Annotated in this window: 17 protein-coding genes; 9 read left to right on the plus strand and 8 right to left on the minus strand. The window is 72.2% G+C overall.

Translation table 11 applies throughout. The features are described from left to right. Positions 1–166 precede the first annotated feature (166 nt). The 8 genes from frr (at position 167) to QSK45_RS24330 (ending at position 9,552) form a co-directional block, all read left to right on the plus strand. Positions 167–724, plus strand: a complete 558-nt coding sequence (frr, locus tag QSK45_RS24295) for a ribosome recycling factor (protein WP_285560291.1) — start codon at positions 167–169, stop codon at positions 722–724. Positions 725–864: 140 nt separating this feature from the next. After that, positions 865–2,112: a phosphatidate cytidylyltransferase gene (locus tag QSK45_RS24300; RefSeq protein ID WP_285560498.1), complete on the plus strand. Its 1,248-nt coding sequence runs from the start codon at positions 865–867 to the stop codon at positions 2,110–2,112. A gap of 739 nt (positions 2,113–2,851) precedes the next feature. Continuing rightward, positions 2,852–3,628: a VOC family protein gene (locus QSK45_RS24305; protein WP_285560293.1), complete on the plus strand. Its 777-nt coding sequence runs from the start codon at positions 2,852–2,854 to the stop codon at positions 3,626–3,628. Positions 3,629–3,682: 54 nt separating this feature from the next. After that, positions 3,683–4,789: a dual-specificity RNA methyltransferase RlmN gene (gene rlmN, locus QSK45_RS24310; RefSeq protein WP_285560295.1), complete on the plus strand. Its 1,107-nt coding sequence runs from the start codon at positions 3,683–3,685 to the stop codon at positions 4,787–4,789. 202 nt (positions 4,790–4,991) lie between these two features. Beyond that, positions 4,992–6,065, plus strand: a complete 1,074-nt coding sequence (locus QSK45_RS24315; RefSeq protein WP_285560297.1) for a thiamine ABC transporter substrate-binding protein — start codon at positions 4,992–4,994, stop codon at positions 6,063–6,065. A gap of 47 nt (positions 6,066–6,112) precedes the next feature. Next, on the plus strand, positions 6,113–7,714 hold the full coding sequence (locus tag QSK45_RS24320) for an ABC transporter permease (RefSeq protein WP_285560499.1): 1,602 nt from the start codon (positions 6,113–6,115) through the stop codon (positions 7,712–7,714). Next, positions 7,714–8,730, plus strand: coding sequence for an ABC transporter ATP-binding protein (locus QSK45_RS24325; protein ID WP_285560299.1), 1,017 nt, complete (start codon positions 7,714–7,716; stop codon positions 8,728–8,730). Before QSK45_RS24320 ends, QSK45_RS24325 begins: the two co-directional genes overlap by 1 nt. 24 nt (positions 8,731–8,754) lie before the next feature. Then, positions 8,755–9,552, plus strand: a complete 798-nt coding sequence (locus tag QSK45_RS24330) for a maleylpyruvate isomerase family mycothiol-dependent enzyme (RefSeq protein WP_285560301.1) — start codon at positions 8,755–8,757, stop codon at positions 9,550–9,552. 58 nt (positions 9,553–9,610) lie between these two features. Here the strand turns inward: QSK45_RS24330 and QSK45_RS24335 are convergent, their stop codons facing one another. The 6 genes from QSK45_RS24335 to QSK45_RS24360 all read right to left on the minus strand — a co-directional run bounded on the left by QSK45_RS24335 (position 9,611) and on the right by QSK45_RS24360 (position 15,376). Further along, complete coding sequence (locus QSK45_RS24335; protein ID WP_285560302.1) at positions 9,611–10,735, minus strand: LOG family protein; 1,125 nt, start codon at positions 10,733–10,735, stop codon at positions 9,611–9,613. A gap of 47 nt (positions 10,736–10,782) precedes the next feature. After that, positions 10,783–11,187 carry a VOC family protein gene (locus QSK45_RS24340; protein ID WP_285560305.1) on the minus strand — a complete coding sequence of 135 codons (405 nt, stop codon included), beginning with the start codon at positions 11,185–11,187 and terminating at the stop codon, positions 10,783–10,785. Between the two features lie 101 nt (positions 11,188–11,288). After that, on the minus strand, positions 11,289–12,578 hold the full coding sequence (locus QSK45_RS24345) for a hypothetical protein (RefSeq protein WP_285560307.1): 1,290 nt from the start codon (positions 12,576–12,578) through the stop codon (positions 11,289–11,291). Further along, complete coding sequence (locus QSK45_RS24350; protein WP_285560308.1) at positions 12,560–13,300, minus strand: ABC transporter ATP-binding protein; 741 nt, start codon at positions 13,298–13,300, stop codon at positions 12,560–12,562. Before QSK45_RS24350 ends, QSK45_RS24345 begins: the two co-directional genes overlap by 19 nt. Positions 13,301–13,490: 190 nt before the next feature. After that, the gene (locus QSK45_RS24355; RefSeq protein WP_285560310.1) at positions 13,491–14,873 is read right to left on the minus strand and encodes an aspartate aminotransferase family protein; all 1,383 of its coding nucleotides are present in this window, start codon (positions 14,871–14,873) and stop codon (positions 13,491–13,493) included. After that, the gene (locus tag QSK45_RS24360; protein WP_285560312.1) at positions 14,858–15,376 is read right to left on the minus strand and encodes an Lrp/AsnC family transcriptional regulator; all 519 of its coding nucleotides are present in this window, start codon (positions 15,374–15,376) and stop codon (positions 14,858–14,860) included. Before QSK45_RS24360 ends, QSK45_RS24355 begins: the two co-directional genes overlap by 16 nt. A 205-nt stretch (positions 15,377–15,581) precedes the next feature. Between QSK45_RS24360 and QSK45_RS24365 the strand changes: the two genes are divergently transcribed. Next, complete coding sequence (locus QSK45_RS24365; protein WP_285560315.1) at positions 15,582–17,021, plus strand: gamma-aminobutyraldehyde dehydrogenase; 1,440 nt, start codon at positions 15,582–15,584, stop codon at positions 17,019–17,021. Between the two features lie 161 nt (positions 17,022–17,182). Here QSK45_RS24365 and QSK45_RS24370 read toward each other — a convergent pair whose 3' ends face one another. Both QSK45_RS24370 and QSK45_RS24375 read right to left on the minus strand, forming a co-directional pair. Then, on the minus strand, positions 17,183–18,394 hold the full coding sequence (locus QSK45_RS24370) for an MFS transporter (RefSeq protein ID WP_285560317.1): 1,212 nt from the start codon (positions 18,392–18,394) through the stop codon (positions 17,183–17,185). Next, the gene (locus QSK45_RS24375) at positions 18,375–18,998 is read right to left on the minus strand and encodes a mycothiol-dependent nitroreductase Rv2466c family protein (RefSeq protein ID WP_285560319.1); all 624 of its coding nucleotides are present in this window, start codon (positions 18,996–18,998) and stop codon (positions 18,375–18,377) included. Before QSK45_RS24375 ends, QSK45_RS24370 begins: the two co-directional genes overlap by 20 nt. Between the last annotated feature and the right edge of the window lie 15 nt (positions 18,999–19,013).

A 19,013-nucleotide genomic window follows, 5' to 3' on the forward strand; every position in this document is an offset into this window, starting at 1 on the left:
CCCGGGTACGGCACCTGTCCGAGGGACGGACGGGACGCGCCTTGGCCGGGGGATGGACAATGTCCTGCCGGTCGGGAACCGTGCAGGAAGAAGACGCGACGCAGCCGGCCGCAGGACCCTTGAGGGACCGCAGCCGGGCCTCACTCAAGACACGCAGGAGCAAGTGGTGATCGAAGAGACCCTCCTCGAAGCCGAGGAGAAGATGGAGAAGGCCGTCGTGGTCGCCAAGGAGGACTTCGCCGCGATCCGCACCGGCCGTGCGCACCCGGCGATGTTCAACAAGATCGTGGCCGACTACTACGGTGCCCCGACGCCGATCAACCAGCTGGCCTCGTTCTCCGTGCCGGAGCCGCGGATGGCGGTCGTCACGCCGTTCGACAAGAGCGCGCTGCGCAACATCGAGCAGGCGATCCGCGACTCCGACCTGGGCGTCAACCCCAGCAACGACGGCAACATCATCCGGGTGGTGTTCCCCGAGCTGACCGAGGAGCGCCGCCGCGACTACATCAAGGTCGCCAAGGGCAAGGGTGAGGACGCCAAGGTCTCCATCCGTTCCGTGCGCCGCAAGGCCAAGGACGCCATCGACAAGATGATCAAGGACGGCGAGATCGGCGAGGACGAGGGCCGCCGCGCGGAGAAGGAGCTGGACGACCTCACGGCGAAGTACGTCGCCCAGGTCGACGAGCTCCTCAAGCACAAGGAATCGGAGCTGCTCGAAGTCTGATGAGCGACTCTTCCTGGGGGGCGCCGCCACCGGCGGGGCAGACCGGCTACTGGGGGCCCACCGAGGGTGGGCCCGTCCAGGGCGGGGTCGCCCCGGCGGGTCCCGCGTACGACGCGCCCGAGGCGCAGCAGACGCGCCCCATGCCCATCGTGCCCGACGTACCCGCGTATGGCGGAGACCAGGACGACACCCGGGGGGCTGCTCGGCTGAGCGGCCCCTTGTTCCGGGACGAGCCCCAGCCGCAGTACGGGACCCCACCGCGGTACGGCACCGAGCCCCCTTACGGGACGCAGCCGCCGTACGAACGGCAGCCCGGCTACGGCACCCCGCGACCGCCCGAGGGGCCGGGGCCGTACGACTCGTACGGGACGCAGGCCCCGGCGGGGGCGCAGCCCTCGTACGAGCAGCCGCAGCAGCGACCGCGGTACGAGCCGCAGCCGCGGTACGGGCAGCAGCCGCCCTACGGGACGCAGCCGCAGCCCCCGTACGGGACGCCCCAGCCGACCCCGAGTCCGATCCAGAATCCGGAGCCCATGCCCGACGCCCCGCAGCCGCCGCCGGCGCCGCAGAAGAAGAGCGCGGGCCGTGACCTCGGCGCGGCCATAGGCGTCGGCGTGGGACTCGGCGTGGTGATCATCGCGTCGTTGTTCATCGTCAAGGCCGTGTTCGTCGGCGTGATCGCGGTCGCCGTCGTTGTCGGCCTGTGGGAGCTGACCAGCAGGCTCCAGGAGCGCAAGGAGATCAAGGCGCCGCTCGTGCCGCTCGCGGTCGGCGGCGCGGCGATGGTCGTCGCCGGCTATGTGCGCGGCGCCGAGGGCGCGTGGGTCGCCATGGCACTGACCGCGCTCGCGGTGCTGGGCTGGCGGATGACGGAACCACCGGAGGGCTACCTCAAGGACGTCACGGCCGGTCTCTTCGCCGCGTTCTACGTGCCCTTCCTGGCCACCTTCGTCGCCCTGATGCTCACCGCGGACGACGGCCCCTGGCGGGTGCTGACCTTCCTGTTGCTGACCGTCGTCAGCGACACCGGCGCCTACGCCGTGGGCTGGCGCTTCGGCAAGCACAAGCTCGCCCCGCGGATCAGCCCCGGCAAGACCCGCGAGGGCCTGTTCGGCGCGGTGTCGTTCTCGATGGTCGCGGGCGCGCTGTGCATGCAGTTCCTGATCGACGGCGGCCACTGGTGGCAGGGCCTGCTGCTGGGCCTCGCGGTCGCGGCCAGCGCCACCCTGGGCGACCTCGGCGAGTCCATGATCAAGCGCGACCTGGGCATCAAGGACATGGGCACCCTGCTGCCGGGCCACGGCGGCATCATGGACCGCCTGGACTCCCTGCTGCCCACCGCACCGGTGGTCTGGCTCCTGCTGGTGCTCTTCGTCGGCACCGCCTGACGAAACCCGGCACCGCGCCTCTTCGGCCGTACGGGCCCCCGCCCTCTTCCCAGGGCGGGGGCCCGTCGTCGTACGGTCTCCCGGTCATCCGGAGCGAGCACCGGAGCGGGCGCCGGAACTCGCCCGCGGCGCGGCGGACCCCGGGGGCACGTCGGCGGCCGACGGCCGAGCCCGCGCATCCCCGGCCCCGTCGGCCGGGACCCCCGTACGGTCGGCGGCCGGGACCCCCGTACGGTCGCCGGCCGGGACCCCCGTACGGTCGGCCCGGACCCTCCTACCGGCGCCCTGGAGACCCGGCAGCCGCGCTCCGGGAGACGGTTCCCGCGTCTACGGCGCCCCGCGGTCCGCGTCGCCCCCGCGCGTTCCGGCCGGGCCGGGAGCGCGCCCGGCTGATTCCCCCCAGCCGTCCGGAAGGACTGGCCGACGGCGCGCCCCGGTGACCGTGACACACTCCCGGTGACCGCGGCACCCTGATGCGGACGGTGCAGCGGCTGCTGAAGGCGCACCGGATGCCGAAACGGTCGACGGCGTTTTCGACGACGCCGCCGGGGGACCGCGTGCGGGCCCTCGGTCCCCGAACGACACGGCCGACCGCGCCGGCTGACCGGCCCCGGCGGCGGCACGACCTCGTCCCTGACGGCGGCACATTCCCCTTCCTGACGCGCGGGCGATCACGTTTGGCGACACGATGGTGACGAAGAGTGGCCCGTGGTGTGGCCCCTGGTTGGGAGAGCGAGAGATGCCCGAAGTCACCAAGCCGTACGCGACCGGCACTCCGTGCTGGGTCGATCTGATGGCGTCGGACCAGCAGGCCGCGCTGGACTTCTACCGCGACCTGCTCGGCTGGCAGGGCCAGCCGGGGCCGGCCGAATTCGGCGGGTACACGGTCTGCGAGCTGCACGGCAAGCCCGTGGCGGGGATCGGCCCCAAACCCCAGGACATGCCGGAACCGCCGCCGACCGTCTGGACCAGCTACCTGGCCACCACCGACGCCCAGGCCACCCAGGACGCGATCGTCTCCGCGGGCGGCACCCTGCTCGTCCCGGTGACGGACGTCGGGGACCTGGGCCGCATGCTGATCGCCGCCGACCCGCAGGGCGCGGTCTTCGGCGTCTGGCAGCCCGGCGACTTCCACGGCGCGCAGGTGGTCAACGAGGCCGGCGCGCTGACCTGGAACGAGCTGCACACCAGCGACGTGCCCGGCGCCACCGGCTTCTACGGCGAGGCGTTCGGCATCGAGATCGAGCCCATGGAGGGCGCGGAGTCCTACTGGGCACTGATGATCGGCGGCCGGGCGGTCGGCGGCGTCACCGAACTCGCGAACGACCCGCCGGGCACCCCGGCGCACTGGCTGGCCTACTTCGCGGTCGACGACGTGGACTCCACCGTGGACGCCCTGGTCAGGAGCGGCGGCACGGTCCTCGCCCCGCCGTTCGACATGATGGCCGGCCGGATGACGGTCGTCGCCGATCCCCAGGGCGCCCCCTTCGCGATGATCAAACCGAAACCGATGTGAGCCACGACCGGCTGCCGCAGGTCACCCCGATGGATCTGCGACACTGGTACCACCATGCCCAAGCCCGGAGAACTCACCTTTGTCGCGCCGCGCGGAGCCAAGAAGCCGCCGCGGCATCTCGCCGACCTCTCGCCCGCCGAGCGCAAGGAAGCGGTGGCCGGGATCGGTGAGAAGCCGTTCCGTGCCAAGCAGCTCTCGCAGCACTACTTCGCGCGGTACGCGCACGATCCCGAGCAGTGGACCGACATCCCGGCCGGTTCCCGGGAGAAGCTGCGCGAGGCGCTGTTCCCTGAGCTGATGACGGTCGTGCGGCACCTGTCGACCGACGAGGGCACCACCCGCAAGACGCTGTGGCGGCTGTTCGACGGCACCCTCGTGGAGTCCGTGCTGATGCGGTACCCCGACCGGGTGACCATGTGCATCAGCTCGCAGGCGGGCTGCGGGATGAACTGCCCGTTCTGCGCGACCGGTCAGGCCGGGCTGGACCGCAACCTGTCCACCGCGGAGATCGTCCACCAGATCGTGGACGGCATGCGCGCGCTGCGCGACGGCGAGGTCCCGGGCGGCCCCGCGCGGCTGTCCAACATCGTGTTCATGGGCATGGGCGAGCCGCTCGCCAACTACAAGCGGGTCGTCGGCGCCATCCGCGCGCTCACCGACCCGGCGCCCGACGGCCTCGGCCTGTCCCAGCGCGGGATCACCGTCTCCACCGTCGGGCTGGTGCCGGCCATCCACCGGTTCGCCGACGAGGGCTTCAAGTGCCGCCTCGCCATCTCCCTGCACGCTCCCGACGACGAGCTGCGCGACACCCTCGTCCCCGTGAACACCCGGTGGAAGGTGCGCGAGGTGCTGGACGCCGGGTTCGAGTACGCCGAGAAGAGCGGACGCCGGCTGTCGATCGAGTACGCGCTCATCCGCGACATCAACGACCAGGCCTGGCGCGGCGACCGGCTCGGCCGGCTGCTCAGGGGCAGGCCCGTGCACGTCAACCTCATCCCGCTGAACCCGACTCCGGGCTCGAAGTGGACCGCCTCGCGGCCCGAGGACGAGAGGGCCTTCGTGGAGGCGATCGCCGCGCACGGTGTGCCGGTGACGATCCGGGACACCCGCGGGCAGGAGATCGACGGAGCCTGTGGTCAGCTCGCGGCCACCGAGCGGTAATCTGGGCCCGTCCCATCACATCTTCATATTCCGACAGGGGAGCGCCACAGCGCTGAGAGTGCGGCATCGGGCCGCAGACCCTCTGAACCTCGCCCAGGTCATTCTGGGTAGGAAGTTCGGTCACTACTCAAGCTGTTGCGCCCTGCCCGGATTCTCCGGGCAGGGCCGCGTTCTTCCTGGCCAACCCCAGGAGGACAACCAAGTGCACAACAAGACCTTCGTGGCCGCGATGGTCGGGCTCGGCCTGGTCGCGCTGTCCGCGTGCGGCTCGACGCAGGGCCAGGGCAAGGCGGACGCCAAGACCGTCACCCTCGTCAGCCACGACTCGTGGGCCGTCTCCAAGAGCGTGCTCGCGGACTTCGAGAAGCGGTCCGGGTACAAGGTCCGCGTCCTCAAGGACGGCGACGCCGGACAGGCCGTCAACAAGGCCATCCTGACCAAGGACAACCCGCAGGGCGACGTCCTCTTCGGCGTCGACAACACCCTGCTGTCCCGCGCCCTCGACAACGGCCTGTTCCAGCCGTACACCGCCAAGGGCCTGGACAAGGTCGGCACCCCGTACCAGCTCGACGGCGCCAAGCACCGCGTCACGCCCGTCGACTACGGCGACATCTGCGTCAACTACGACAAGGCGTACTTCGCCGGGCACCACCTGACGCCGCCCCGGTCCTACGCCGACCTCGCCAAGCCGCAGTACAAGAACCTCCTCGTCACCGAGAACGCGGCCACCGCCTCGCCCGGCCTCGGTTTCCTGCTCGGCAGCGCCGCGCAGTTCGGTGACACGGGCTGGCAGGACTACTGGAAGAAGCTCAAGGCCAACGGCGTCAAGGTCGTCGACGGCTGGGAGCAGGCCTACTACCAGGAGTTCTCCGGCTCCTCGGAGGGCAGGAAGGCCGGCGGCGACCGGCCGCTCGTCGTGTCGTACGCCTCCTCCCCGCCCGCCGAGGTGATCTACGCCAAGAAGCGCCCCGCCACCGCCCCGACCGGCGTGGCGACCGGCACCTGCTTCCGGCAGATCGAGTTCGCCGGGCTGCTGAGCAACGCGAAGAACCCGGAGGGCGCCAAGGCGTTCCTCGACTTCCTGGTCTCCCGGGAGTTCCAGGAGGACATGCCGCTGAACATGTTCGTCTACCCGGTCGTCGCCGGTGCCAAGGTGCCCGCCGACTTCACGAAGTACGGGCCGGCGGCGCGGCACCCCGAGACCATGGCCCCCGGGAAGATCGCCGCCAACCGTGACCAGTGGGTCAGGTCGTGGACGTCGCTCGTACTGAAGTGACCGCCCGCGGGCGGGACGTGCGCGGGAGCGCGGTGCGGCTGGGTCTGCTGGCCCTGCCCGCCGCGTTCTTCGCCGTGTTCTTCGCCTGGCCGGTCGCCGCGATCGTGGCGCGCGGCCTGAGGACGGACGGCGCCTGGCATCCGGGGCGGATCGCGGACGTGGTCGCGCAGCCGGACATCCGGCACGTGCTGTGGTTCACCTGCTGGCAGGCGCTCGCCTCCACCGCGCTCACCCTGCTGCTCGCGCTGCCCGCCGCGTTCGTCCTCGCCCGCCTGGACTTCCCCGGCAGACAGCTGCTGCGGGCCGTCGTCACCATCCCGTTCGTGCTGCCCACCGTCGTCGCCGGCAGTGCCTTCCTCGCCCTCGTCGGCCACGGCGGACTGCTCGACCGGCTGTGGGGCGTACGCCTGGACACCACCGTGTGGGCGATCCTGCTCGCGCACGTCTTCTTCAACTACGCGGTCGTCGTACGGACGGTCGGCGGGCTGTGGTCCCAGCTCGACCCCCGCCAGGAGGAGGCCGCGCGGATGCTCGGTGCCTCGCCCTGGGGCGCGTTCCGGAAGGTGACGCTGCCCGCCCTCGCGCCCGCCGTCGCCGCCGCCGCGCTGATGGTGTTCCTGTTCACCTTCACCTCCTTCGGCGTGGTCCAGATCCTCGGCGGCCCCACCTTCTCCACCCTCGAAGTGGAGATCTACCGGCAGACCTCCGAGGTCTTCGACCTGTCCACGGCCGCCGTCCTCACCCTCGTCCAGTTCGCCGCCGTCGGCGCGGTCCTCGTCGTCCACGCCTGGACGGTACGGCGCCGGGAGACCGCCCTGCGCCTGGTCGACCCCGAGATCACCGCGCGCCGGCCGCGCGGCGCCGGACAGCGGGCGCTGCTCGCCGGCGTCCTCGCCACCGTCGCGCTGCTCCTGGTGCTGCCGCTCGCCGTCCTCGTCCGCCGCTCCCTGGACGCCCCCGGCTTCGGCTACTACCGGGCGCTGACCCGCACCGACGGCGGTACGTTCCTGGTGGCGCCGGTGCACGCGGTGTGGACCTCGCTCCAGTACGCCGTCGCCGCGACCGTCATCGCCGTGGTGATCGGGGGCCTCGCCGCCGCCGCGCTGGCCCGCCGCGACGCGGGCCGGCTGGTACGGGGCTTCGACGCGCTGCTGATGCTGCCGCTCGGCGTCTCCGCCGTGACCGTCGGTTTCGGTTTCCTGATCGCCCTCGACGAACCGCCCCTGGACCTGCGCCAGTCCTGGCTCCTGGTGCCGCTCGCCCAGGCCCTGGTCGGCGCCCCCTTCGTCGTGCGCACCATGCTGCCGGTGCTGCGCGCGGTGGACCTGCGGTTGCGGGAGGCGGCGGCCGTGCTCGGGGCCTCGCCCTGGCGGGTGTGGCGGGAGGTCGATCTGCCGTTGGTGCGCCGGGCGTTGGTCGTGGCGGCCGGGTTCGCCTTCGCCGTCTCGCTCGGCGAGTTCGGCGCGACCGTGTTCATCGCCCGGCCCGACAACCCGACCCTCCCGGTCGCCGTGGCCCGGCTGCTCAGCCGCCCCGGGGATCTCAACTACGGTCAGGCGATGGCCCTTTCGACCATTCTGATGGTGGTGTGCGCCGCCGCCCTGCTTGTCCTGGAGCGGCTGCGCACGGACAGGACGGGGGAGTTCTGATGCTGAGCCTGAAGAGCGTGACCGTGCGCTTCGGCGGGCGGGCCGTGCTGGACGCGGTGGACCTGGAGATCGCCGAGCACGAAGTGGTGTGCGTCCTCGGCCCCAGCGGCAGCGGCAAGTCCACGCTGCTGCGAGCCGTGGCCGGGCTCCAACCCCTCGACGCCGGGCGGGTATCGCTCGCGGGACACGACCAGGGCGGAGTGCCGGCGCACCAGCGCGGCGTCGGCCTGATGTTCCAGGACCACCAGCTCTTCCCGCAGCGCGACGTGGCCGCCAACGTGGCCTTCGGACTGCGCATGCACGGTGTGGCGAAGGCTGAACGGGTCGCCCGGGTCGGCGAGTTGCTGGACATGGTCGGGATGCCGGGGGCGGACCGCCGGGCGGTGGCCGGGCTGTCCGGCGGCGAGCAGCAACGCGTCGCCCTCGCCCGCGCGCTCGCCCCCCGACCCCGGCTGCTGATGCTGGACGAGCCCCTCGGCCAGCTGGACCGCTCCCTGCGCGAACGCCTTGTGGTCGAACTGCGGGAACTCTTCGGGAGGTTGGGTACGACCGTGCTCGCCGTCACCCACGACCAGGGGGAGGCGTTCGCGCTGGCCGACCGGGTCGTGGTGATGCGCGACGGCCGGATCGCCCAGTCCGGCACGCCCCTGGAGGTCTGGCAGCGTCCCGCCGACGCGTTCGTGGCCCGCTTCCTCGGCTTCGAGAACGTGGTCCCGGCAACGGTCGTGGGGGCCGTCGCCGACAGCCCCTGGGGAAAGCTGCCGGTGCCGCAGGGCGCACCGCAGGGCGACCGGACGCTGCTGGTCCGACCCGCCGGGGTACGGCTCGTACCCGCCGACACCGGCCTGACCTGCACGGTCGCCGCCCGTACCTTCAAGGGCACCCATGTCGCCGTCCACCTCCAGCCGGGGGACGGCCCCCGGCTCGAAGCCGCCTGCGCGCTGCGGGACGCGCCGGAGACCGGGGACAGGGTGGGCGCGGAGTTCGACGCGGCCGAAATCGTCGTGCTCGACTGATCGTCCGTCTCCTAGGGTGGGATCATGACGTACCTCGCGCACGAGCGCTACTGCGCCGAAATCGCCCTCCAGGTGGAGCAGTTGAGGGACCTGGTCACCTCCGGCGCCGATCTGTCGACCACGGTGCCGACCTGCCCGGAGTGGTCGCTCGAACAGCTCGTACGGCACATGGGCGGCGCCCTGCGCTGGTCGGGCACGATGGTGAGGAACCGGGCCCAGGAGATGCTCCCGCTGGACCAGGTTCCGCTCGGTGGCGGTCCCGAGGAGAAGGGGGACCCGGCCGCGCTGGACGCCTGGCTGGCCCAGACCGGCGAACTGGTCGTCGGCGCGCTGCGCGAGACGGGCCCGGACGCCGAGGTGTGGACCTGGGCCGGCCCGGCCTCCAGCGGCTTCTGGGCCCGCCGGATGGCCCACGAGATCACCATCCACCGCGCCGACGCGGCGCTGACCGTGGGGGCGCCCTACGACGTCGCGCCCGACATCGCGGCCGACGGGCTGGACGAGTGGCTGGAACTGGTGCAGTTCGTGCAGCGCACCGGCGCCCGGGAGTGGGCCGCCGAGCTGCGCGTCCCCGGCCGCAGCATCCATCTGCACGCCACCGACGCCGATCCGGCGCTGAACGCCGAGTGGCTGGTCGAGATGGGCGAGGACGGCGTCACCTGGCGGCGCGGCCACGAGAAGGCCACGGTCGCCCTGCGTGGCCCGCTCACCTCGGTGCTGCTCGCCTTCTACCACCGGCTGCCGCTGGACACCCCCGGCCTGGAGGTCGTGGGCGAGCGCGAGGTGCTGGAGCTGTGGCTGAAGAACTCGAGCTTCGGCTGAGCACCGCACGACGACGGGCCCGCCTCCCGGCTCCCGGGCCGAGGCCGGGCCCTCGCCGTCAGCCGCCCAGCCGCGCGAGCGCCTCGGGAGCCTCCTCGACCGAGTCCACGAGGGCGATCCGCGGTGCCAGCGCCCTTCCCCGCGCGAGGGATCTGAGCAGCGGCCAGGCCGGGAGTTCCCGGGTCCAGTGCTCCCTGTCCACGAGCACCATCGGCCTGGGCTCGCCGCGCGACTCGTAGTAGTTGGGCGTCGCGTTGTCGAAGATCTCCTGTACGGTCCCGGCGGCGCCCGGCAGGAAGACCACTCCGGCGGTGGAGCGGGCCAGCAGACCGTCCTCACGGGTGGCGTTGGCGAAGTACTTGGCGATGTGCGCGGCGAAGGGGTTCGGCGGCTCATGGCCGTAGAACCAGGTCGGGATGCCCACCGACGCGCCGCCGTCGGGCCAGCGGGCGCGCACCTCGAAGGCGGCGCGCGCCCACTCCGTGACCGACGGCCGGAAGGAGGGCGCCTTCGCGAGCGGCACCAGCGCCTCCTCCAGCATGGTGTCCGAGTACGGGGCGGCGTACGCGCCGAGGTTCGCCGCCTCCATCGCGCCGGGGCCGCCGCCGGTGGCGACCGTGAACCCGGCGCGGGCGAGGGAGCGGCCGAGGCGGGCGGCACCGGCGTACTCGACCGTGCCCCGGGCCATCGCATGGCCGCCCATGACCCCGACCACCCGGCAGCCGTCGAGGAGTTCGTCCAGGGCGTCGGAGACGGCGTCGTCGTGGATCGCGCGCAGCATCGAGGCGAGGACGTCGCCGTTCGCCGTCGTACGCATGAACCAGCCGTAGGCCCGCGCGTCCGGTGTCGCCTCGTAGCCCTCCTCCAGCGAGGCGTACAGCTCGTCCGGCGTGTAGGGGCAGCCCCGGTACGGGTCGAAGGGCAGGCCCGGGACCGGCGGGAACACCAGGGCGCCGGACGCGTGCACCCGGGCCGCGGCCTCGGGGGCCATCGGGCAGCCCAGGAAGACGGCGTCCGCGGTGTCGAGGCCGAGCAGCACGCTCGTGCGGCCCGTCAGGTCCACGGCCTGCACGCGGTAGCGGGCGAGCGAGCCGCGCTCGGCGACCACCTCGTCGAACTCGGCGAGCGACTCGATCTCATGGGCGCGGGCGGCGCGGCGCGGCTGGGCGGGTGTCGGATGCACCCGCCCATGCTAGGCAGCGCCCCGCACGCGGCCGGGCCGGGGACGGTTCAGCCCTGGATCGCGGCCGGGTCCATCCACATGACCTCCCAGGTGTGGCCGTCGAGGTCGTCGAAGGAGCGGCCGTACATGAAGCCGTGGTCCTGGGTCGGGCCCTGCGTGCCGCCCGCCGCGAGCGCCTTGTCGACCAGCTCGTCGACCTTCTCGCGGCTCACCGCGCTGAGGCACACCAGCACCTCGCTGGTCGTCGTCGCGTCGGCGATCTCCTTCTTGGTGAAGGTCGCGTAGAACGGCTTGGTGAGGAGCATCGCGACGATGGTGTCGCTGATCACCACGGAGGCGGCGTCGTCGTTCGTGAACTGGGGGTTGATCGAGTAGCCCAGCGCCGTGAAGAACTTCTTCGAGGCGTCGAGGTCGGAGACGGGCAGGTTGACGAAGATCATCTGCTGGTACACGGTGGGTGACTCCCGGTTCGTACTGTTGCTTGGTTCACCGGGGTAGACGGCGGGCCGCGGCGGAACTCATCGGTGGCCCGGGATTTTTTTTCCGCGGTGTCTCAACGGGTCAGGGGCAGGGCCGCCAGGGCCGCGATCGCCAGGGTGAGCGGCGTGAAGAAGGCCAGCAGGGCGAGCGCGCGCAGGGCTGCGGCGCCGCGCAGCACCGTGGCGGGGGCGCCGAGGCGGAGCAGCGCCGCGGTGGTCTCGGCGCGGCACTGGCGGGTCTCGACGGCCACCGTCAGCAAGGTGGCGAAGGCGCAGCCGGTGACGACCAGCGCGCCGAGGATGCTCAGCGGGCCGAAGGCGCGGGCCGGGGCGGCGTACAGGGTGGTCGTCGCGTACCCGGCGGCGACGGCCCACAGCACGCCGAGGGGGCGGCCGATCCTGGCGGCCTCCGTCATCAGCACGCGGCCGGCGAGGAGGCGGAGGGCTCCGGGGCGCGCGCACTGGAGGAGGCGCCCGCACAGGTGGGTGAGGCCGGGGGCGGCGAGGACGACCCCTGCGGCGGTGAGGAGCCAGCCGAGGAGGAAGGGGACGGCGGCGGGGGCGAAGGTGGTGAAGGTGGGGGCGGGGGGCGGCGGTGTACGGCCCGCGTACGCCTGGGCGGTGAGGCCGGCGGCGAGGAGGGCCACCGCCCAGGGGAGGCCGGCGGGCGTGTCCCTGCCGTCGGCCGGGTCCCGGTCCGGCGTCGGGGCCGCGAGGTCGGTCGCGCTGTCCGGCGCTGACGGGGTGCCTCCTCCGGCCGGGGCGCCGGCGGCGGCACGATCGCCCGCGGGCGCACGGCCGGCCGGCCCGACGAAGGAGAGGTACCTGCGCTGCGGCCTCGTCGCCGGCTTCGGGTCCCGCGGTCGCAGCGCCACCGCCACCGTCGCCGTGGCCACTCCCGGCACCACCGCCAGGAGGGTCAGGGCGGCCGCCGCCGGAAGGGGTCTGCCGACGGCCAGGAAGGACGCTCCGGCGCCGTCGAAGGGCACTCCCGCCAGGTCGCCGCGCAGGTGGAGGAAGAGGGCCAGGGCGAGGAGGGAGCCCAGGGTGGTGGCGAGGGCCGTGCCGAGCGCGGAGACGGCCATCAGGCGGGCGGGGCCGAGGCCGAGGGCGGAGAGGCCGGGGCGCGGGCGGGCGCCGGGGTCGGTGCGGGCGACGGCGACCGCGAAGTGGACCGTCGCCGCGACCGGCACCAGGCACCAGGCCAGCCGCAGCGCGCCCGCGCCCGCGGTCCCGGGGTGGCCGAGGGCGTAGCCGAGGCAGGACAGCAGCAGGAACCCGGTGCCCGCCGAGGCCGCCGCCACCAGCAGGCGGCGCAGTTGGACGGCGGGCCGGGCCGCGCGGGTCAGACGGAGATCGAGCACGCGGCCCGGCCTCCCGCGTCGGGGATCTCCGGCAGATGTACGGTCCGCACCGGCCGGCCGTCCAGCAGGGTCACCGTGCGGTCGGCGGCGGCCGCGGTCTCCGGGTCGGCCGTCGCGAGGACCACGGTGATGCCGTGCGAGCGGGCGGCGCTGGTGAGGGTGCGCAGCACATGGCCGCGGTCGGCGCGGTGCAGCGGGGCCGTGGGCTCGTCGGCGAACAGCACCGTCGGCGCCGGGGCCAGCGCGCGGGCGATCGAGACCCGCTGGCGCTCGGACTGGCGCAGCCGGTGCGGGCGCTTGCGGGCCGCTTCCCCGACGTCCAGGCGCTCCAGCCACTCCAGCGCGGTGGCCTTGGCCCGGCGGCGGCTGGTGCCGCGCAGCATCAGCGGCAGCGCGGCGTTCTCCCAGGCGTTCAGCTCGGGGACCAGCGCCGGCTCGGGGCCGATCCAGCAGAAGCGGTCGCGGCGCAGCCGCTCGCGGTGCGTGGGGCCGAGGGTGTGCACGGGCGTGCTGTTGAACCACACCTCGCCCTCCCGCACCGGCACCAGCCCGGACAGGCAGCGCAGCAGGGTCGTCTTGCCGCTGCCCCGGGGGCCGCTGACGGCGAGGACCTCGCCCTCCCGGACCGCGAGCGAGACCCCGGCGAGTCCGGGGGAGCCGTCGGGGTGGGTGAAGTGCAGGGACCGTGCCCACAGCACGTCGTTGTCCGGCGGAGCCTCCATGGGCGTACACCTCGGTTCTGATCCGTTTTCCCGTGCCCGTTCCTCCGTACGGGGGAACGAAGGCAGGGCCGATCGGTCACTGGCACGCTAGGCAGCCGCCGGACGGAGGCCGGACAGCACACGGCCCCGGGCCGCCGTTCTCACTCGAACGGGCGGCTCCGGGGCCGGTCGCGGTCACACCGTCAGCTGATTACAGCTTGGTCCACGCCTCCGTGAGGGTGGCGCGCAGGATCTGCTCGATCTCGTCGAACGTCTCCTGGTTGGAGATCAGCGGCGGGGCGAGCTGGATGACCGGGTCGCCGCGGTCGTCGGCACGGCAGTACAGGCCGTTGTCGAACAGCGCCTTGGAGAGGAAGCCGTACAGGACGCGCTCGGTCTCCTCGTCGTTGAAGGACTCCTTGGTGGCCTTGTCCTTCACCAGCTCGATGCCGTAGAAGAAGCCGTTGCCGCGGACGTCGCCGACGATCGGCAGGTCGTGCAGCTTCTGGAGCGTCTGGAGGAAGTTGCCCTCGTTGTCCAGCACGTGCTGGTTGAGGTTCTCGCGCTCGAACAGGTCGAGGTTGGCGAGGCCCACGGCCGCGGAGACCGGGTGGCCGCCGAAGGTGTAGCCGTGCAGGAAGGTGTTGTCACCCTTGTAGAACGGCTCCGCCAGGCGGTCGGAGACGATGCAGGCGCCGATCGGGGAGTAGCCCGAGGTCATGCCCTTGGCGCAGGTGATCATGTCCGGGACGTAGCCGAACTTGTCGCACGCGAACATCGTGCCGAGGCGGCCGAAGGCGCAGATGACCTCGTCCGAGACGAGCAGCACGTCGTACTTGTCGCAGATCTCGCGCACGCGCTGGAAGTAGCCGGGCGGCGGCGGGAAGCAGCCACCGGCGTTCTGCACCGGCTCCAGGAAGACCGCGGCGACGGTGTCCGGGCCCTCGAAGAGGATCTGCTGCTCGATCTGGTCGGCGGCCCAGCGGCCGAAGGCCTCCGGGTCGTCACCGAAGATCGGCGCGCGGTAGATGTTGGTGTTCGGCACCTTGTGCGCGCCCGGCACCAGCGGCTCGAAGGGGGCCTTCAGGCCCGGCAGGCCGGTGATGGACAGGGCGCCCTGCGGGGTGCCGTGGTAGGCGACCGCGCGCGAGATGACCTTGTACTTGGTGGGCTTGCCGGTCAGCTTGAAGTACTGCTTGGCCAGCTTCCAGGCGGTCTCGACCGCCTCGCCGCCGCCGGTGGTGAAGAAGACCTTGTTCAGGTCGCCCGGGGCGTGGTGCGCGAGGCGCTCGGCGAGTTCGACGGCCTTCGGGTGGGCGTAGGACCACACCGGGAAGAAGGCCAGCTCCTGGGCCTGCTTGAACGCGGTCTCGGCGAGTTCCGTGCGGCCGTGCCCGGCCTGGACCACGAACAGGCCCGCGAGACCGTCGAGGTAGCGCTTGCCCTTGTCGTCGTAGACGTAGGTGCCCTCGCCCCGGACGATGGTCGGGACGGGGGAGTTCTCGTACGAGGACATGCGGGTGAAGTGCATCCACAGGTGGTCGTACGCGGTGCGGCTGAGGTCCTTCTGGGTCACGGTTATCGGGTTCCCCACATGTAGGTCTGCTTCTTCAGCTTCATGTAGACGAAGCTCTCGGTGGAGCGCACGCCGGGCAGTGCCCGGATGCGTTTGTTGATGACGTCCAGCAGGTGGTCGTCGTCCTCGCAGACGATCTCCGCGAGGATGTCGAACGAGCCCGCGGTCATCACCACGTACTCGACCTCCGACATGGCCGTCAGCGTGTCCGCGATCGACTCGACATCGCCCTCGACATGGATGCCGACCATCGCCTGCCGGCGGAAGCCCACGGTGAGCGGGTCCGTCACGGCGACGATCTGCATCACGCCCTGGTCCAGCAGCTTCTGGACGCGCTGGCGCACGGCCGCCTCCGACAGGCCGACGGCCTTGCCGATCGCGGCGTACGGCCGGCGGCCGTCCTCCTGGAGCTGCTGAATGATGGCGAGGGAGACGGCATCCAACGTCGGGGTGCCGTTCCTGGACTCGCGGGACGAGTCCCTCTGGTCTGCGCTTCGACTGGCCACGCGCTCACTGTGCACGAGGTCTCGTCAGTTTCGCAAGCCCTGATCGATGAAATTCGTTGTTTCAGGGATCAAAGCTTGCGGATTTCGCAGAAGTGGCCGCGCCAGGGGTGTTGAAAACGTGGGGGTGCCGACTAGGGTGGGGTGTCTCAGTGACCGGACAGCGGTACGCGCTGTCCGGACTGGACCGCTCGAACCCTCGAACCAGATCAGGAGGCCGGCAGTGAGCACCGAGCTGCGTCGTCTGCGCAACTACATCGACGGTGAGTTCCGGGACGCCGCCGACGGACGGACCACCGAGGTGGTCAACCCCGCGACGGGCGAGGCGTACGCGACCGCGCCGCTGTCCGGACAGGCGGACGTCGACGCGGCCATGGCGGCCGCCGCCCGCGCCTTCCCGGCCTGGCGTGACGCCACGCCGGCCGAGCGCCAGCGGGCCCTGCTGAAGATCGCGGACGCGTTCGAGGAGCGCGCCGAGGACTTGATCGCGGCCGAGGTGGAGAACACGGGCAAGCCCACCGGGCTCACCCGCTCCGAGGAGATCCCGCCGATGGTCGACCAGATCCGCTTCTTCGCCGGTGCGGCGCGGATGCTGGAGGGCCGGTCGGCCGGCGAGTACATGGAGGGGATGACCTCGATCATCCGCCGCGAGCCGATCGGCGTCTGCGCCCAGGTCGCGCCGTGGAACTACCCGATGATGATGGCCGTGTGGAAGTTCGCCCCGGCGCTCGCCGCGGGCAACACGGTCGTCCTCAAGCCCTCCGACACCACCCCCGCCTCCTCGGTGCTGATCGCGGAGATCATCGGCTCGGTGCTGCCCAAGGGCGTCTTCAACGTCATCTGCGGCGACCGTGACACCGGCCGCCTGATGGTCGAGCACGAGACCCCGGCGATGGCCTCCATCACCGGCTCCGTGCGCGCCGGCATGTCCGTCGCCGAGTCCGCGTCCAAGGACCTCAAGCGGGTCCACCTGGAGCTGGGCGGCAAGGCGCCGGTCGTCGTCTTCGAGGACACCGACATCGCCAAGGCGGTCGAGGACATCTCGGTCGCGGGCTTCTTCAACGCGGGCCAGGACTGCACCGCCGCCTGCCGCGTCCTCGTCCACGAGTCGATCCACGACGAGTTCGTGGCCGCGCTGGCCAAGGCCGCGGAGGAGACGAAGACCGGGCAGCCCGACGACGAGGACGTGCTCTACGGCCCGCTGAACAACCCCAACCAGCTCAAGCAGGTCGAGGGCTTCATCGAGCGCCTGCCCGCGCACGCGCGCGTCGAGGCCGGCGGCAAGCGGGTCGGCGACAAGGGCTACTTCTTCGCGCCGACCGTGGTCTCCGGCGTCAAGCAGGACGACGAGATCATCCAGAAGGAGGTCTTCGGCCCCGTCATCACCGTCCAGTCCTTCACGGACGAGGACCAGGCCGTCGAGTTCGCCAACGGCGTGGAGTACGCGCTGGCCTCCTCGGTGTGGACCAAGGACCACGCGCGCGCGATGCGCATGTCCAAGAAGATGGACTTCGGCTGCGTGTGGATCAACACCCACATCCCGCTGGTCGCGGAGATGCCGCACGGCGGCTTCAAGAAGTCCGGCTACGGCAAGGACCTCTCGGCGTACGGCTTCGAGGACTACACGCGGATCAAGCACGTGATGACGTCGCTGGACGCGTGACGCTCCGCTGAGTTCGCCTGCGGTGTCGCATGGCGCGGCCCCCTCGGACGGGATCGACCCCCGTCCGAGGGGGCCGCGGCGTTGCAGGCGGGTCCACCGGCAGGCCGGCCGGCGTGGAGGGAGCGTGGAGGGAGGCCGGCGGGGCGGCGCCGCAGGCCCCGTCAGGCGGTGACCGCGTGCGCCGGCAGCGACCGCTCGGCACACAGGAGGATCGCCGCGCCGGTCAGGACCATCAGCGCGAGAACGGTCCACAGGTGCCACTGGCCCGCGTCGAGCAGGAATCCCAGCAGCATGGGCGCGATGGTGCGGCAGACCGACCAGGACAGCTGGTAGACCGACAGGTACCGTCCCCGCAGGTGATCGGGCGCGGCCTGGACGGACAGGCTCTGCGAGGGCGGGGAGTGGACGAGTTCCCCGGCGGTGTAGAGCACCGCCACCGCGAGGACGGCGACGAGGGCGTGCGGGCCGCTGACGAGGCCGGGGAGGACGGCGAAGGCGGCGAAGGAGAGCGCGAAGACGACGGCGCCGAGCGCGGCCGCACGCGTGCGTCTGCCGCGCAGGGTCAGACGGGCGGCGGGGACGCCGAGCGCGGCGACCAGGGCGGTGTTGACCGCGAAGACGGCCCCGGCCAGGGCGTCGGGCATGGCGACATCGCGGGTGAGGAAGACGGGCAGGGCCATGGCCTGGGTGGTGTAGCCGAAGGCGATCAGGAAATTGGCCGCCGTGATCAGCAGGTAGGGCCGGTCGGCGAGCACCTGCCGGTACCCCTCGCCCTTCTCCGGCGGCTCGACGCGGCCGCGGACGTTCGGGATCCGGACCACCAGCACCGCGGCGACGGCGAAGAGCGACGCCAGAACCTCGGCGGCCGCGACGAAGCCGGCGGCGCCGTCCAGGGCGAGCATGCCGGCCGCCACCAGGCTGCCGCACCCCATGCCGGCGTTGCGCAGGCTGCGGTCCCACGCCAGAAGCCGGTCACGCTCGGCGCCGCGGGCGAGGTCGCCGATGAGCGCCTGCTGGCTCGGCGAGGAAGCCCACATCCCCACCGCGACCGCCAGGGCGATCGCCAGGAAGGCGGGGTAGGAGCCGGCGAACGGGTAGGCGGCGAAGCCGAGCGCGCGTAACGCGAGCACGCCGATGAGCACCCGCCGGCCGCCGAACCGGTCGACGGCGATGCCCACGACGGGCATGAACGCCAGCGCGCAGAGCCCGGCGATCGTCAGGCCCGCGCCGATCGATGTCAGCGACAGGCCGGTGAGCGAGTGCACGAACAGCATCGTCAGCGGCACGTATATGCCGTCGCCGATCGAGCCGACCAGGCTCGCGGTGATGAGGCGGCGGGTGGGGACGCCGGGCTCAGCGGAGGTCGAGCGCACCCCGGCCCCGCTTCAGCTCGGCGAACGCCCCGGTCCCGGCCAGGATCCGGGTGGCCTGGAACAGCCGGACCGCCTCCTCGCCCCTCGGTACGGAGGTGAGGACGGGGCCGAAGAAACCGGCGCCGTCCACGGTGACGACGGGCGTCCCGGCCTCCTCGCCGACCGCCTCCTGCCCGGCCTGGTGGCTGGCGCGCAGTGCCGCGTCGAACTCGTCGGTGTGAGCGGCCTTCGCCAGGGACGCGGGCAGCCCCGCCTCGTCGAGGGACTCGGTGATGACCGCGTCGTGGTCCTTGTTCCCCTCCACGTGTACGCGTCTGCCGAGCGCGGTGTAGAGGTCGCGCAGGACCGCGTTGCCGTGGAGGGCTTCGGCGGCCGCGCACACCCGGGCCGGCCCCCAGGCCCGGTCGTTGAACTCGCGGTACCAGGGCTCGAGTTCGCGGTGCTCGTTGAGCACCGACAGGCTCATGATCCGGAAGCGCAGGTCGATCGGCTGGAGCCGTTCGACCTCGAGCAGCCACCGGGAGGTGGCCCAGACGAAGGGGCAGGAGGGGTCGAAGTAGCAGACGACCGACGCGGTGGCTCGCGGAGCGAGGTTATCTTCCATGGAAGATAGATTATC

The sequence above is a fragment of the Streptomyces hygroscopicus subsp. hygroscopicus genome (assembly GCF_030269125.1).
GTDB classification, from domain to species: Bacteria; Actinomycetota; Actinomycetes; order Streptomycetales; family Streptomycetaceae; genus Streptomyces; species Streptomyces hygroscopicus_C.

What these genes read in the sequence shown, in the direction of transcription:
- QSK45_RS24300 (WP_285560498.1), top strand. Translation starts at nt 865, where the DNA reads ATGCCCATCGTGCCCGACGTACCCGCGTATGGCGGAGACCAGGACGAC.
- QSK45_RS24305 (WP_285560293.1), top strand. Translation starts at nt 2,852, where the DNA reads ATGCCCGAAGTCACCAAGCCGTACGCGACCGGCACTCCGTGCTGGGTC.
- rlmN (WP_285560295.1), top strand. Translation starts at nt 3,683, where the DNA reads ATGCCCAAGCCCGGAGAACTCACCTTTGTCGCGCCGCGCGGAGCCAAG.
- QSK45_RS24325 (WP_285560299.1), top strand. Translation starts at nt 7,714, where the DNA reads ATGCTGAGCCTGAAGAGCGTGACCGTGCGCTTCGGCGGGCGGGCCGTG.
- QSK45_RS24330 (WP_285560301.1), top strand. Translation starts at nt 8,755, where the DNA reads ATGACGTACCTCGCGCACGAGCGCTACTGCGCCGAAATCGCCCTCCAG.
- QSK45_RS24350 (WP_285560308.1), bottom strand. Translation starts at nt 13,300, where the DNA reads ATGGAGGCTCCGCCGGACAACGACGTGCTGTGGGCACGGTCCCTGCAC.
- QSK45_RS24375 (WP_285560319.1), bottom strand. Translation starts at nt 18,998, where the DNA reads ATGGAAGATAACCTCGCTCCGCGAGCCACCGCGTCGGTCGTCTGCTAC.